Below are 14,695 nucleotides of genomic sequence, written 5' to 3' on the forward strand. Positions count from 1 at the left end.
CGGTACAGCGCATACAGCGCAAACCAGGAGATGACCCCGGTCGCCAGGACCAGCATGATCTCGAAGAACAGCACCACGACGCCGAGTCTATTCGCCGCAGCCGCGTGACTTCGCAGGCGGTCAGGCGATCTTGATGTCCACCTCGTGGACGCCGGCGCCCTGCGGTGCCACCGCGGCGTCTCCGTTGCCCAGCTTGGACAGCGCCCGCAACGTCCACGAACCGGGCGCGGCGAAGAACCGGAAATCGCCGGTGGCCGAGGCGACGACCTCCGCGGTGAACTCGTCGGAGGCGTCCAGCAGACGCACGAAGGCGCCACCCACGGCTTGACCGTCCCGGTCGACGACCCGACCGGTGATCACGGTTTCCTTCTCCAAGTCGACGCTGGCGGGCAACGTCAGTCCTTGCTTTGGCGCAGAGCACATGTCAGCTTCCCAACTCGATCGGGGCACCCACCAGGGAGCCGTATTCCGTCCAACTGCCGTCGTAGTTCTTCACGTTCTGGTGTCCGAGCAGCTCCTGCAGCACGAACCAGGTGTGCGACGATCGTTCCCCGATTCGGCAGTAGGCAATCGTTTCCTTGGTGCCGTCCAGGCCGGCGTCGGCATACAACTTGGCCAGCTGATCGTCGGACTTGAACGTGCCGTCCTCGTTGGCCGTCCTGCTCCACGGCACGTTGATGGCGCTGGGGACGTGGCCGGGCCGCTGGCTCTGTTCCTGCGGCAGGTGCGCCGGGGCCAGGATCTTGCCGGAGAACTCGTCGGGCGAACGCACGTCGATGAGGTTCTTGGTGCCGATGGCCGCGATCACCTCGTCGCGGAAGGCGCGGATCGAATTGTCGGGCGCGGCGGCCGTATAGGAGGTCGCGGGCCGGTCGACCGGATCGCTGGACAACGGCCGGCCGTCGAGTTCCCACTTCTTGCGGCCGCCGTCGAGCAACTTCACCTTCTCGTGGCCGTACAGCTTGAAATACCAGTAGGCATAGGCGGCGAACCAGTTGTTGTTGCCGCCGTAGAGGATCACGGTGTCGTCGTTGGAGATGCCGCGGTCGGAGAGCAGCTTGGAGAACTGCTGTGCGTCGACGAAGTCGCGCTTGACCGGGTCCTGCAGGTCGCTGCGCCAGTCCAGCTTGATCGCGCCGGGCAGGTGACCGCCGTCATATGCGCTGGTGTCCTCGTCGACCTCGACGAAGACGACGCCTGCGGCATCCAGATTGCTCTCCGCCCAGTCGGCGGAGACCAGGACGTCGGAGCGTGCCATGGTGGGATCCTTTCGATTTCTCTTTGTGAATTTTCGAGCGCTAGCCGACCGCTGGGCGGCGCGGACGTCCACGCACTCGGGCGGTGGTAGTGCTCGACACGGACTTACTCCTAGGTATGCCTGTTGCGCATGGGGAGATGCCACGGGGGGATTCCGGGCTGCTCCGAGTGCTGCGCAGATGAGGCGCGGCTACTCAGCAGCTACAGCAACAGCAACAACCCGCTGTGCGGCACAGGTCGACTGTGCGGCACTTGGTGAGCAGAAGCTCGGCGCGGGCTGACACGTCGGTCAGCTTACCCAATGACATAGTGATCAAGCCAACAGCGATAACCGGACCGAAGCTCAGGACTGTTTGAAGTCGTCGAGTCGGATGGTGACGTTGTTGGTGATGCCTTCGATGATGACGTCGGATCCGCGGGCCCCGACGGTGTTCGGCGCCACGCCGAACGGCAATTTCTGGCTGTACAACCTACCGGTGAAGGCGCGCAGTACCGCGGTCAGCTTGTCATCCGGAACGCGCTGGTCGGCGGTGTCGGGGCCGGTCAGCACACCGGTGGGGGTGATGACCAGCGTCGCGGGGTCCTCGGGGGCGATGGACAGGTCCACCGACACGCTGACGCGGTGGTCGAAGTCCGCCGATTTCGGGGTGCCGCTGAACACCAGTCCGTGGCTGTCGGATATTCCGGACTCGGTGGTCCCGCCGGTGGCGTCGTTGGACTCCTGCGGGGGTGCCTCCACCATGAGGTCGGTGATGCCCAGGTAGCGGCCCAGGTGCACCGAGTCGATGATGATGCGGCTCTCCAGCTCGCCCACCGGGATTTTGGCGTCCGGCCTGATCAGCCAGGATGCGTCGGTCAGGTCCACCGCGTGCATGGTGGCCTCGAGCAGTGCCCGGCCGACCGCCGGCTGGTCTCCCGTGTAGGCCTTGATCTCCAGCTCGTTGTAGCGGTGGTTCATCGCCTGCGGAATGAACGGGAAGGCCAGGATCGCCACGAACGGATCGGAGCCCAGGTCGGCGGCGTGGCGAACTGCGGTCGAGAGCCGGTATTCGGCGTAGATGCTGGCGCCGTAATCGACGCTGAGGGCACCGAACCCGACCACACCGACAGTGATCGCCGCGGCGGTAGCACCGACCAGCATCTTGCGCATCGCCATATTGTGACATCGCCGCGGGCCATGTTGCATTGGTCACAACCGCCGCGCGGCAGCGAATCCGCTGGTCTAACCGCTGGTACCGGTGGGCCGCGACGCCCTGTCAGAAGGCCAAAGACCAGGTGGCACGTTATCGTTAGATGTTCTGGCCGCTAACGCGATGTGTCGCGATGTGCCTGGAGGCCTTACCCACGAACGCTGGAGGGGCTTGTTGGAGCTACTACTGCTGACCTCGGAGCTGTATTCCGATCCGGTCCTACCGTCGCTGTCGCTGCTCCCTCACTCCGTGCGGACGGCGCCGGCGGAAGCTTCTTCGCTGTTGGAGGCAGGCAACGCGGATGTCGTCCTGGTCGATGCGCGTAACGACCTGTCGGGGGCGCGCGGTCTGTGCCGGCTGTTGAGTACGGCCGGTAGGTCGGTCCCGGTGCTGGCCGTGGTCAGCGAAGGCGGGCTGGTGGCGGTCAGTGCCGATTGGGGTCTGGACGAGATCCTGTTGCCCAGTACCGGGCCGGCCGAGATCGATGCCCGGTTGCGGCTGGTGGTCGGTCGGCGCGGAGGTCTGGCCGATCAGGAAAGCGTCGGCAAGGTCAGTTTGGGCGAATTGGTGATCGACGAAGGCACCTACACCGCCCGACTGCGCGGCCGTCCGCTCGACCTCACCTACAAAGAGTTCGAACTGCTCAAGTACCTGGCCCAGCACGCCGGCCGGGTGTTCACCCGTGCTCAGTTACTGCACGAGGTGTGGGGATACGACTTTTTCGGCGGCACCCGCACTGTCGATGTGCATGTCCGCAGGCTGCGCGCCAAATTGGGCTCCGAGCACGAAGCCCTGATCGGCACTGTCCGCAACGTCGGTTACAAGGCGGTTCGGCCTGCGCGCGGTCGTCCGGCGGCCGCCGAGTCCGAGGACGAAACCGAGGCAGACGGTCTGCAGGACCCGCTGGCCGACCCGTTGCGCAGTCAGTGACCACCCTGACCTGGCGCTCGGCGCTGACCGCCGAGGACCAACGCGCGATCCGTGAGATCATCAGCGCGGCAACAGAATTCGATGAGGTCGCGCCGGTCGGAGAACAGGTGCTGCGGGAGCTGCCGCAGCAGCGCACTCATCATCTGCTGGCCGTCGAGGGTGATGACGGCGGTGCCGTCGTCGGGTACCTCAATCTCACGCCCGCGCGAGATGACGCCGCCGCGATGGCCGAACTGGTCGTGCACCCGCAGCACCGGCAGCGTGGCATCGGGACCGCGCTGGCGCGCTCGGCCCTGGACAAATCGGGTGGTGGCAACCAGTTCTGGGCGCACGGCACGCTGGCGGCGGCCCGGGCCACCGCCGCGGCGCTGGATCTGGTCGCCGTGCGGGAACTGCTGCAGATGCGACGTCCGCTGCGCGATGCGCCCGCCCCGGTGCACCCCGATCGGCTGCGTGGGTTGCGGATCCGTACCTACGCCGGCCCGTCCGACGACGACGAGTTGCTGCGCGTGAACAACGCTGCGTTCTCCTACCACCCGGAGCAGGGGGGTTGGACCGAACGAGATCTCGACGAGCGGCGCGGCGAGCCGTGGTTCGATCCCGACGGGCTGTTCCTGGCGTACTCGGCCGCCCCCGCGGACGGAGACGAGAGACTGCTGGGCTTTCACTGGACCAAGGTGCATCCCGGCACCGCGGGATTGGGGGAGGTTTATGTGCTGGGCGTCGACCCCGCCGCGCAGGGCCGTGGACTGGGGCAGACGCTGACGTCGATCGGCCTGGCCTCGTTGGCGCAGCGGCTGGCTGACCGGCCCGATCCCACCGCGCTGCTGTACGTGGAATCCGACAACAAGGCCGCGGTGCGGACCTACGAGAAGACGGGTTTCTCCGTCTACAGCGTCGACACCGCCTACGCGGCCGCCACCTGAGCATCGCCATGACGACGCCGAACCCAGCCGACGCAGGTTCGGGCGAGGTCGTGGCCGCGCCCTTTCCCGAACCACCGGTCATTCCGCTCAGTTCACGGGGGCTCCCCGAACCCCGCCTGGCGGATCGGCTTTTTCGTCGGCTGTCCGCGGCCTCCGGGGCGCTGATCGTCGTCCTGCTCTCAGCCATCGGCGTCGTCCTGCTCCTGCAGGCCTTACCGGCGCTGTCGCGCAACCGGGAGAATTTCTTCACCTACGCCGGCACCTGGATCACCACCGATGCCGCGACGCTGCGATTCGGCATTCTGGAGCAGCTGCAGGTTACGGTCTTCGTGTCGTTGTTCGCGCTGGTCGTGGCGATGCCGGTGGCGCTGGGGGTGGCGCTCTACCTCACCCACTACGCGCCGCAGTCACTGGTCGCGCCGCTGTCGTACCTGGTCGACCTGCTGGCTGCGGTGCCCTCGATCATCTACGGCGTGTGGGGCCTGCACGTGCTTGCGCCCCAGCTGCGTCCGGCGGCCGGCTGGCTCAACGCCCACCTGGGTCAGTGGTCTCTGTTCGCCGCCGGTGACGGGTCGATCAGCGGTGGCGGCACCCTGTTCACCGCCGGGATCGTGCTGGCGGTGATGATCCTGCCGATCATCACCGCAGTCACCCGTGAAGTGTTCGCCCAGACACCACCGGACCAGATCGAGGCCGCGCAGGCTCTCGGCGCCACCCGCTGGGAAGTGGTCAAGTCGACCGTGCTGCCCTTCGGGCGATCCGGCTTCGTCAGCGGCGCGGCCTTGGGTCTGGGCCGCGCCCTGGGGGAGACGATGGCGCTGCTGATCATCCTGCGTGGCACCCGCGAGGAGTTCGGCTGGTCGCTGTTCGACGGCGGCTCGACCCTCGCCACCAAGATCGCCGCCAACGCACCTGAATTCGACAACCATTACCGCGCCGGTGCCTACATTGCTGCCGGGCTGGTGCTGTTCCTCCTCACGTTCGTGGTCAACGCGCTGGCGCGGCGCGCCGTGTCCGGGTCGCGGGCCGGGGGAGCGCGATGACCTCCTTCCTGGACCGCCCCCTGAAGTGGCGAAAAATCTCGGGTCTCAGTCGGCGCCGCCGATTCGCCGACCGGGTGGCCACCCTGCTGGTGAACGCGGCGATGCTGCTGGCCTTGGCGCCGCTGGTGTGGGTGCTGTGCGCGGTGGTGGTCCGCGGGATGAAGGCACTCGGCTCCAGCTGCTGGTGGACGCATTCCCAGGCGGGTATCTCGGTCTCTACGGCCGGCGGCGGGGCTCTGCACGCGATCGTCGGCACGCTGCTGCTGGGGCTGGTGTGTGCGGTGATCTCGATTCCGCTCGGGATCTCGATCGGGATTTATCTCGCCGAGTACGGGGGCGACGGTGTGATGGCGCGCCTGGTCACGTTCACGGTGGACATCCTGGCCGGGTTGCCGTCGATAGTGGCGGCCCTGTTCATCTACGCGGTGTGGGTCGCGGTGTTGGGTCTGCCGCGCTCGCAGTTCGCGGTGGCGCTGGCGCTGGTGGTCCTGATGTTGCCGGTGATCGCACGGGCCACCGAGGAGATGTTGGGGATCGTCCCGGTCGACCTTCGCGAAGCCAGTTACGCGCTGGGAATACCGAAGTGGAAGACCATCTCCAGGGTGGTACTCCCGACCGGCCTGTCCGGCATCCTGGCCGGCATCATGCTGGCCTTGGCCCGGGTGTTGGGCGAGACATCACCGCTGCTGGTCCTGGTCAGTTACTCGAGCGCGACGAAGTTCGATATCTTCGGCGGGTTCATGGGCTCGTTGCCCGGCATGATCTATCACCAGACGAATGCGGGCGCCGGTGAGAATCCGGTTCCCACGGATGCACTGTGGGGTGCCGCGCTGACACTGGTCCTGTTGATTGCGATGATCAACGTCGGGGCCAGGGTGGTCGCGAGAGTTCTCGCCCCGAAGAAGGCGTGACCCGAAGCAGTATCGAGGCGGGAGCTGTAGCAGTGGCCAAACGGTTGGACCTCAACGAGGTCAACATCTACTACGGGTCGTTTCACGCGGTCGCAGACGTGTCATTGTCGGTGCTGCCGCGCAGCGTGACGGCGTTCATCGGCCCGTCCGGCTGCGGCAAGACGACCGTGCTGCGCACGCTCAACCGGATGCACGAGGTCATCCCGGGTGCACGGGTCGAAGGCAGCGTGTTGCTCGACGACGAGAACATCTACGGCACCCGCATCGATCCGGTGGGAGTGCGCCGCGCCATCGGAATGGTGTTTCAGCGGCCGAATCCGTTCCCCGCCATGTCGATTCGCGACAACGTGGTGGCCGGTCTGAAGCTGCAGGGCGTGCGCAACCGCAAGCTGCTGGCCGAGACCGCCGAGCATTCACTGCGCGGCGCCAACCTGTGGGACGAGGTCAAGAACCGGCTGGACAAACCGGGCGGCGGATTGTCCGGTGGGCAGCAGCAGCGGCTGTGTATCGCCCGGGCCATCGCCGTCCAGCCCGACGTTTTGCTGATGGATGAGCCGTGTTCGGCTCTGGACCCCATCTCGACGATGGCGATCGAAGAACTGATCAGCGAACTCAAGCAGGACTACACCATCGTCATCGTCACCCACAACATGCAGCAGGCCGCGCGGGTCAGCGATCAGACGGCGTTCTTCAACCTGGAGGCCACCGGCAAGCCCGGCCGCTTGGTGGAGATCGACGACACCGAGAAGATCTTCTCCAACCCGAGCCAGAAGGCCACCGAAGACTACATCTCCGGCCGATTCGGCTGAGGTCGACTACAGCGTGCCGGTGGCCTGGAAAATGACCCGCCGGGCCACCTCGACCGCATGGTCGGCGAAGCGTTCGTAAAACCGGCCCAGCAGGGTCACGTCGACGGCGGCAGCCACACCGTGCTTCCACTCCCGGTCCATCAGCACGCTGAACAGGTGCCGGTGCAGGTCGTCCATCGCGTCGTCTTCTTCGCGGATCCGCGCGGCCTTTTCAGGATCGCGGGATATCAGCACCTCTTGCGCGCTGTTGCCCAATTCGACTGCGACACGGCCCATCTCGGCGAAGTAGCCGTTGACCACTTCGGGTAGCGCGTGCTGGGGATGGCGACGCCGAGCGATCTTGGCGACGTGCAGGGCCAGCGCCCCCATCCGGTCGATATCCGCCACGATCTGGATTGCACTGACGATGGACCTCAGGTCCCCGGCGACCGGCGCCTGCAGCGCCAGCAGTACGAAGGCGCTCTCCTCCGCCTGCGTGCTGAGCGCCGAGATCTGTTCGTGGTCGGTGATCACCTGTTCGGCCAGCACCAGATCGGCCTGCAGGAGCGATTGCGTAGCACGCTCCATTGCCATCCCGGCCAGCCCGCACATCTGACCGAGGCGCTCAGAAAGTTCCGTGAGCTGCTCGTGGTAAGCGGTCCGCATGGGTAGAGCCTACGTTCTACCGGCCGGAATCGGAGTGAAGCACCGCACGTCCTGCTACTCGCACGTGGTGTCTGCGGCGTTGGTCACCGTCAGATCCTCCGGCAGCCTGGTCGGAGTGCTGCCGGACGCGCGACTGATCTGCATGCTCACCGAGGAGCCGCTGGGCGGCGGCGTGTTCACCGCGTTGAAGTCCGAGCCGATGACCACCTGAACCACCGAGCCTATTCCGGTGACCCGTTCCACCTTCGAGTTTCCGAAGGCGGCGGCGACCGTCGCCGCGGCCTGCTCGTTGCCCGGCGAGAAGAACACCGTGGTGGCCTTCAACGTGTTGGGGTAGTCGTCGGGCGTCATGACGTTGAACCCGTTGCGTTTGAGCTGGCCGGCGGCGGTGGCGGCCAACCCGGTGGTGCCGGTGCCGTTGGACACCTGCACGGTGACCTCTTGCGGCGAGGTGGTGATGACCTGCTCCCGGCGCGTCTCGTTGGTCGGAGTCGCCTCCGGCGCCTTGCTGGCGGTCGAGGGTGTGGTGGTGGTCCCCGACGTGCGCGGCCGGAGCGTCTGCGCGTTGTGGTCGTTCTCCAGCGGCAACGGATCGTCGTTGATGATCGCTGTGAACAACGCCTTCATGTCGGCCGTGCGCGGCGGCTCGTTGCCGTCCTGGTCGGTGATCCCGGTCGGAACGGTCACGAAGGTGACATGCCCGGCCGCCATGTGCTGCAGTGATCGACCCAGCTCGACGAGGTCCTTGGTCTTGACGTTGTCGACGTAGCTGTTGCCGATGAACATGTTGACGACGTTGTTGAGCTTGTTCAGGTCCATCAGCGTGTCTTCGGAGATCATCGTTCGCAGCAGCGACGACAAGAACAGCTGTTGACGCTTGATGCGACCGTAGTCGCCGTTGCTCTCGGTGGTGACCTGGCGCGCGCGCACATAGTTCAGCGCGGTGGGCCCGTCGATGATCTGGCGTCCGGCGTGGTCGAGGACGGTGCCCAGCTCGTAGTCCTTCAACGCCGTGGTGCTGCACACCTCGACGCCGCCGAGAGCCTCGACCATGCGCCCGAAGCCGACGAAGTCGATGGCGATGAACCGGTTGACGCTCAAGCCGGAGAGCTTCTGGATGACTTTGACCAGACACTTGGGCCCGCCGAAGGAGAACGCCGAGTTCAGTTTGGTCTCGGTGTAGACCATGCGCGGACCCGTCTTGCCGGTCTTCGGGTCGTAGATGGGGCCGTACTTACCCGTCTCGGGGTTCCAGGCTTCGCACTGGATCGGATTGATCGCCAGGTCGCGGGGAAACGACACCGCTACCACTCGTTTGCGGTCGGCCGGGATGTTGACCAGCATCACGGTGTCGGACCGGGCGCCGCCCGCATCCTCGGTATCGCCGGCCCCGACGTTGGCGTTGGCACCCAGGCGGGAGTCCATGCCGACGATCAGGAAGTTCTCGTCGCCGTATTGGGCATTGGGGTCGACGATGTCCGCCGATTGCGGATCCAGCGCACTCACGGTGTTCAACCGGTTGTTCTTCGATGCGCTCCACTGGTAGGCGCCACCGGTCATCACCAGAGCCAGCACCGCGACGACGGCGACCGCGGCGCGGCCCGCAATCAACAGGCCGCGGTGGTTCCGCCGCTTCGCCTCGCGCGTTCTCGGGCCGTTGTCCTTAGCCGCGGAGATCCTTCGGAATCGTTTGCGTCGCGGCTTTGCCGAGCCGGCGTCCTCGTCGTCGGGGTCGAGCGGGTAATGGGCGGACCCCAGGTCGGGCAGCTCCGACTGCAGTTGCAGCGAGTAGGCGGGGATGGGAAGGATCTGGGTGTCGGTCAGGTCGTCGCGGTCGGGTGCTTCGTCGGATTGCGGCACGGGCCGCTGGACTTCGGCAATCTCGGGCGATGCCGGCGCCGCCGGCTCTTCTTCGGGCTCGTCAGCGACCTGCGGCTCGTCAGCGTCCTCGGGCTCCCCGGCGACGTGATGGTGCCGCGGGCGCTCGGAAACAGTCGCACCGAGCTTGGCGATCAGATCGGCGACACTGAGCGGGCCGCGGTCGTGGCCGGCCGCGGTGTCGGCCTGCTCCGGACGCTGATCAGTCTCGACGGCTGGGGGTTTGCCCGACCATCGGCACAGGTCCTCATCCACTGCAGATTCGGTGAAGCGCTCCCACGGCGCGGCGCCTGGCATTGCCGACGCTTCTGCGGTAAGCCAGTCATCATCGCGGCCGGAGCTGCGCGGGAGGCCGGGAGTGGCGTCCTTCTCGCCGTCACTCATTCTTTGTTGGCCTCCGAACGTGCGCATGAGTAGGCGCAGCACCATCGGACAAGTGCCGCGCAACTGCAGTAGGGCTCATATCGTACTGATTTCTTGGCTGAGGCGCGATTTCAGTAGCGTCTCGGTTCGGCTACCCGAACTCAGCCGCCGGAGTGCATGACGTCGGCGCCCTGGGGCACTCGGCAGTCTTCGGGGTCCTCCAGCCAGCCCGCTGGGAGCGCCACCTTGGCTGCCGACCCCTGCCGACCGCGTGGGCCACTGCCGACCTCCGGGAAGGGGACGCTGCCGTCCAGGCGTTCCAGCAGTTCGTCGAGTTCGTCGAGGGACGTGACCAGAGCCAATGCCCGTCGTAGGTCGGACCCGGCCGGGAAGCCGTGCAGATACCATCCGACGTGCTTGCGGATGTCGCGCATGCCTTTGTCCTCGCCGAAATGCGCGGCCAGTAGCACGCCGTGCCGGCGGATGATGTCGGCGACTTCGCCGAGGGTGGGCGGGGTCGGCGCCGGGCGGCCGGTGAAAGCTGCCGACAACTCGGCGAAGAGCCAGGGCCGGCCGAGACAGCCGCGGCCGATCACCACCCCGTCGCAGCCGGTGCTCGCCATCATGGCCAGGGCGTCGCTGGCGTCGTAGATGTCGCCGTTGCCCAGCACCGGGATCGTGCGCACCTGCTGCTTGAGCGCGGCGATCTGCTCCCAGTCGGCGGTGCCCGAGTAACGCTGCGCGGCGGTGCGGGCGTGCAGCGCCACCGCTGCGGCGCCTTCGGCTTCGGCGATCCGTCCCGCGTCCAGGTGGGTGTGGTGCTCGTCGTCGATCCCGATGCGGAACTTCACCGTCACCGGGATACCGCTGCCCGCGGTGGCGCGCACCGCGGCGGCGACGATGCGGCCGAACAGCCGCCGTTTGAACGGCAGGGCCGCCCCTCCGCCGCGCCTGGTCACCTTGGGCACCGGGCAACCGAAATTCATGTCGATGTGGTCGGCCAACCCCTCGTCGGCGATCATTTTCGCCGCGGCGTAGGTGGTGTCCGGGTCGACGGTGTAGAGCTGCAGCGAGCGCGGTGACTCGTCCGGCGCAAAGGTCGTCATGTGCATGGTGACCGGGTGGCGCTCGACGAGCGCGCGGGCGGTCACCATCTCGCACACATACAACCCGCTCACCGTGCCGACTTTGGCCAGCTCCTGTTCCCGGCACAGGGTGCGGAACGCGGTATTGGTCACGCCGGCCATGGGTGCCAGCACCACCGGGCTGGCCAGCGTGATCGGACCGATACGCAAGACCCCTACCGGCGACTCATCGTCAGCTTGCCCGCGGTCTGGTGCAGTTCGAACGCAGTGGTCCTCTTGCCGGTGCGGAGCTCCCGGTCGAGTTGACGCTGCTTGGACACCTCGAACTTGTCGCAGGACTGCTCGAGTTCCTTGATCAACAGGGCCAGGTCGTCGCGCAGCGCGGCCGCCTCGCCGGTGATGTCCTCGCGCTCGAAGAACCGCCACTTCTTCAGCACCGGCATCACCACGTCGTCGAGGTGGATGCGGGGGTCGTAGACGCCGCCGACGGCGATGAACACGGCCTTGCGACGGAATTCCGGAACCTGGAAGCCGGGCATCTGGAAGTTGCGCAGGATCTTGTGCAGCGACTTCGTTGCCTGGTTGGGGCAGATCTCGAAACCGGCCTCGCTGACGTCGCGGTAGAAGATCATGTGCAGGTTCTCGTCGGCGGAGATCTTGGCCAGCATCTGATCGGCGACGGGCTCGTTGCAGGCCTTGCCGGTGTTGCGGTGCGAAATCCGGGTGGCCAGTTCCTGGAACGTGACGTAGATGACGGAGTCGAAGAGGCTCTCGGCGAACAGGTCGTCGCGGACCTGGTGGTTCTGGCCTGGGCTGAAGCCCCGGTTGACCACCTCCATGCGCAGCTTCTCCAGCTCATAGGGGTCGACCGCACGAGTCACCACCAGGTAGTCGCGCAGCGCGATGCCGTGCCGGTTCTCCTCGGCGGTCCACCGGTTGACCCAGTGTCCCCAGGGTCCGTCCAGGCCGAAGTTCATGGCGATTTCGCGGTGATAAGACGGCAGGTTGTCTTCGGTCATCAGGTTCTGGACCATCGCCACCTGCGCGAGGTCGGACAGCTTGCTTTCCTCGGGATCCCAGTCCTGCCCGCCGAGAGCGTAGAAATTCTTGCCATCCGACCACGGAATGTAGTCGTGCGGGTTCCAGTCCTTGTGCATCTTCTCGTGCCGGTTGATGTACTTCTCGACGACCGGCTCGAGCTCGTGCAAAAGCTGCAGGTTGGTCAGCTCGGCTGACATGATCCCTCCAGTTATCTGTGTCTTTGGGTTGCAGTCAATATATCTGTGTCTATCAGTAGCATCAAGTTTCTCGGCGGTGTGGCGTATCACGCTCGGGTCACATTCGAAACGGGTGCCCGAGGGCGTCCGGCGCTAATCCTGGGCAGCGTCGCCGGCGGGGAAATCAGCCAGCGGAACGTAGGTAGCGGCCGTGCTGAGCAGCATGTCGACGCAGTAGTCGATGAACTGTTCGCGACTGGCGCCCAGCTGCCCGCTCAGGTAGGCGGTGAACAAACCGGTCAGCGCGCCGATCAGGCTGGTGGCGACCAGTTTCTGGACGACGGGGTCAGCGATGCGGGACAACTTGCGCTGCAGCAGGGCGATGAAGTTAGGCATCCACTCCGCGCCGGACTGGGTCAGTATCGGCTCCACCGCGGGAGCCAGCAGCAACACCCGGCCGCGCACCGGGTCGTCGACCATCAGCGCGACGAATTGCTCGACGGCTTCGCGTGGCGTTTTCGCTGAGGTGAGAGCGGCCATCGCCTTGGTGCAGACGTCGTCGTAGACGGCGCGGACAAATTGGTCGCGGTCGGCGAAGCTCTCGTAGAAGTAGCGCTCGGTCAAACCGGCTTTCCGGCAGACGGCGCGCACAGTGAGCGCCGGGCCGTGTTCCCCGCCGAGTAACTGCACGCCCGCGGCGACCAGGTCGTCACGGCGCAGGGCATGGCGGTCCTGCACGGGAACACCCGACCAGCGCCCCCGCCGTTGACCCGCCTGCACTTCTGCTCCTAAGATTGATTCTGACAACGCGCGTAGTCAGAATGGTCGAGAACCGAGGTTGAACACTTGTGACTCAAGATACGTCTGCCGGCTGCCCGCTGACCAGCGATGATGCCCCATCCGATGAGGTGGTGGCCGCCGGTTGTCCGGTGTCGTCCGGCTACGACGCGCCGCCGACCCCGCTCGGCCCGGGTTCGCTGACCTGGAAGTATTTCGGCGACTGGCGCGGCATATTGCAGGGCCCGTTCGCCGGGTCCATGCAGAACATGCACCCCCAACTGGGTGCGGCGGTCGAACAACACTCGACGTTTTTCCAAGAGCCGTTGCCGCGGGTCTTGCGGTCGCTGTACCCGATCGGCGGGGTGGTCTTCGACGGTGACCGGGCGCCGACGACGGGCGCCGAGGTGCGCGACTACCACATCGGCATCAAGGGTGTCGACGATCAGGGGCGGCGCTACCACGCGCTGAATCCCGACGTCTTTTATTGGGCGCACTCAACATTTTTCATGGGCACCATCCTGGTGGCCGAGCGGTTCGGCGACGGACTGTCCGAGGCGGACAAACGCCAACTGTTCGACGAGCACATCCAGTGGTACCGCATGTACGGCATGAGCATGCGGCCGGTGCCCAAGACCTGGGAGGAGTTCCAGGACTATTGGGATCACATGTGCCGCAACGTGTTAGAAGACAACTATGCGACGCGCGCCGTACTCGATCTGACGATCTACGACAAGCCGCCGATCGCGCCCTGGATTCCGGATCGGGTGTGGGCAGCGCTGACCAAGCTGTCCCGGCCGATGTTCGTCTGGCTCACGCTCGGCTTCTACCATCCGGCTGTGCGGGAACGGTTGGGTTATCAGTGGTCTGCCCGCGACGAGTGGCTGCATCGGCGCTTCGGGAATCTGGTGCGGGCCATCTTCGCCTTCGTCCCGCCCAGATACCGCAAGCATCCGCGGGCCCGCGCCGGTCTGGATCGTGCCAGCGGGCGCATTCCGGCCGACGCGCCGCTGCCTCAGACGGCCGCGCGCAATCTGCCGCCGCTGGAGCGGCGCGGCAGCCCCAATCACTACTGCCCAGAGGTCTGACCGGATCCGCTCACTCCGGCAGGGCGGTTGCCTGACGCTGCCCGTCGTTGCGGTCCTGCCAGAGCCGGTAGACGTCGACCGCGGCGTCGCGCGGCTCGTACCGCATGGGCAGTCGCCGGTCCTGCCAGTCTTTGGCGAATTCGTCGTAGAAGGTGGCCAGTTCGAAGTATTTGCGGTCGTCGACGTAGTGCGGTTCGTAGGCATCGCGGGTGGTGAGGAAGACGACCTCATCAGGTGAGCAGTAGTAGAGCGAGCCCAGGCACATCGGGCAGGGATGGGCCAGCACGTAGATGGTGGTGCCGACCAGGTGCTCGGTGCCCAGCCTGGTGCAGGCGTCGCGGATCGCCAAGATCTCGGCGTGTGCGGTCGGGTCGCTGGTCTGAGCCACCTTGTTGGCGCTCTCGGCGAGGACTTCGCCGTCCTTGACGATCACGGTCGCGAACGGGCGACCACCTTCTTCGACGTTGCGGCGCGCGAGATCGATGGTGCGTTGGGCGAAGTCGGTCACAGATCGCAGCGTAGTCCCGATCGTGCCGGTCTCGACCGAACGTGATACTAACTAGATTATCTATATTT

General features: G+C 66.0%; 15 protein-coding genes. 6 read left to right on the forward strand and 9 right to left on the reverse strand.

Translation table 11 applies throughout. The features are described 5' to 3' along the window. Positions 1-120 precede the first annotated feature (120 nt). From ACZYZ9_RS22365 to lmeA, 3 genes are all read right to left on the reverse strand, one after another. Positions 121-423, reverse strand: coding sequence for a DUF1416 domain-containing protein (locus tag ACZYZ9_RS22365; protein ID WP_463828466.1), 303 nt, complete (start codon positions 421-423; stop codon positions 121-123). Position 424: 1 nt separating this feature from the next. After that, complete coding sequence (locus ACZYZ9_RS22370) at positions 425-1,258, reverse strand: sulfurtransferase (protein WP_463828467.1); 834 nt, start codon at positions 1,256-1,258, stop codon at positions 425-427. Between the two features lie 342 nt (positions 1,259-1,600). Continuing rightward, entirely contained in the window at positions 1,601-2,413 is an 813-nt protein-coding gene (gene lmeA / locus ACZYZ9_RS22375; RefSeq protein WP_463828468.1) for a mannan chain length control protein LmeA, read from the reverse strand. A gap of 205 nt (positions 2,414-2,618) precedes the next feature. Here lmeA and ACZYZ9_RS22380 point away from each other — a divergent pair, with 205 nt between their 5' ends. Genes ACZYZ9_RS22380 through pstB form a run of 5 tightly spaced genes read left to right on the forward strand, consistent with a single transcriptional unit; the run spans position 2,619 to position 7,066 of the window. Further along, positions 2,619-3,377, forward strand: a complete 759-nt coding sequence (locus tag ACZYZ9_RS22380) for a winged helix-turn-helix transcriptional regulator (RefSeq protein WP_463828469.1) — start codon at positions 2,619-2,621, stop codon at positions 3,375-3,377. Next, positions 3,374-4,303 (forward strand): mycothiol synthase, encoded by a 930-nt coding sequence (gene mshD, locus ACZYZ9_RS22385; RefSeq protein ID WP_463828470.1) that lies wholly within the window; start codon positions 3,374-3,376, stop codon positions 4,301-4,303. Before ACZYZ9_RS22380 ends, mshD begins: the two co-directional genes overlap by 4 nt. Positions 4,304-4,311: 8 nt before the next feature. After that, a complete protein-coding gene (gene pstC / locus ACZYZ9_RS22390) occupies positions 4,312-5,346 on the forward strand; it encodes a phosphate ABC transporter permease subunit PstC (RefSeq protein ID WP_463828471.1) in 1,035 nt (344 codons plus the stop codon). Next, positions 5,343-6,257 (forward strand): phosphate ABC transporter permease PstA, encoded by a 915-nt coding sequence (pstA, locus tag ACZYZ9_RS22395; protein WP_463828472.1) that lies wholly within the window; start codon positions 5,343-5,345, stop codon positions 6,255-6,257. The genes pstC and pstA overlap by 4 nt, the downstream gene beginning before the upstream one ends. Before the next feature lie 32 nt (positions 6,258-6,289). Then, complete coding sequence (gene pstB, locus ACZYZ9_RS22400) at positions 6,290-7,066, forward strand: phosphate ABC transporter ATP-binding protein PstB (RefSeq protein ID WP_463828473.1); 777 nt, start codon at positions 6,290-6,292, stop codon at positions 7,064-7,066. Positions 7,067-7,072: 6 nt separating this feature from the next. On the opposite strand, the gene phoU is transcribed toward pstB, so the two are convergent. From phoU to ACZYZ9_RS22425, 5 genes are all read right to left on the reverse strand, one after another. After that, positions 7,073-7,711: a phosphate signaling complex protein PhoU gene (gene phoU / locus ACZYZ9_RS22405; protein ID WP_463828474.1), complete on the reverse strand. Its 639-nt coding sequence runs from the start codon at positions 7,709-7,711 to the stop codon at positions 7,073-7,075. A gap of 54 nt (positions 7,712-7,765) precedes the next feature. Further along, positions 7,766-9,886, reverse strand: coding sequence for an LCP family protein (locus tag ACZYZ9_RS22410; RefSeq protein WP_463828509.1), 2,121 nt, complete (start codon positions 9,884-9,886; stop codon positions 7,766-7,768). A 227-nt stretch (positions 9,887-10,113) separates the two neighbouring features. After that, on the reverse strand, positions 10,114-11,247 hold the full coding sequence (gene dusB / locus ACZYZ9_RS22415) for a tRNA dihydrouridine synthase DusB (protein WP_463828475.1): 1,134 nt from the start codon (positions 11,245-11,247) through the stop codon (positions 10,114-10,116). A gap of 5 nt (positions 11,248-11,252) precedes the next feature. Further along, positions 11,253-12,275, reverse strand: coding sequence for an acyl-ACP desaturase (locus ACZYZ9_RS22420; protein ID WP_463828476.1), 1,023 nt, complete (start codon positions 12,273-12,275; stop codon positions 11,253-11,255). 132 nt (positions 12,276-12,407) lie between these two features. Next, a complete protein-coding gene (locus ACZYZ9_RS22425; protein WP_463828477.1) occupies positions 12,408-13,034 on the reverse strand; it encodes a TetR/AcrR family transcriptional regulator in 627 nt (208 codons plus the stop codon). A 68-nt stretch (positions 13,035-13,102) separates the two neighbouring features. Between ACZYZ9_RS22425 and ACZYZ9_RS22430 the strand changes: the two genes are divergently transcribed. Next, positions 13,103-14,119: an oxygenase MpaB family protein gene (locus ACZYZ9_RS22430; protein WP_463828478.1), complete on the forward strand. Its 1,017-nt coding sequence runs from the start codon at positions 13,103-13,105 to the stop codon at positions 14,117-14,119. 10 nt (positions 14,120-14,129) lie between these two features. On the opposite strand, the gene ACZYZ9_RS22435 is transcribed toward ACZYZ9_RS22430, so the two are convergent. Continuing rightward, on the reverse strand, positions 14,130-14,627 hold the full coding sequence (locus ACZYZ9_RS22435; protein WP_463828479.1) for a nucleoside deaminase: 498 nt from the start codon (positions 14,625-14,627) through the stop codon (positions 14,130-14,132). Positions 14,628-14,695: the final 68 nt, after the last annotated feature.

The organism is Mycobacterium sp. IDUB_28, assembly GCF_055419285.1.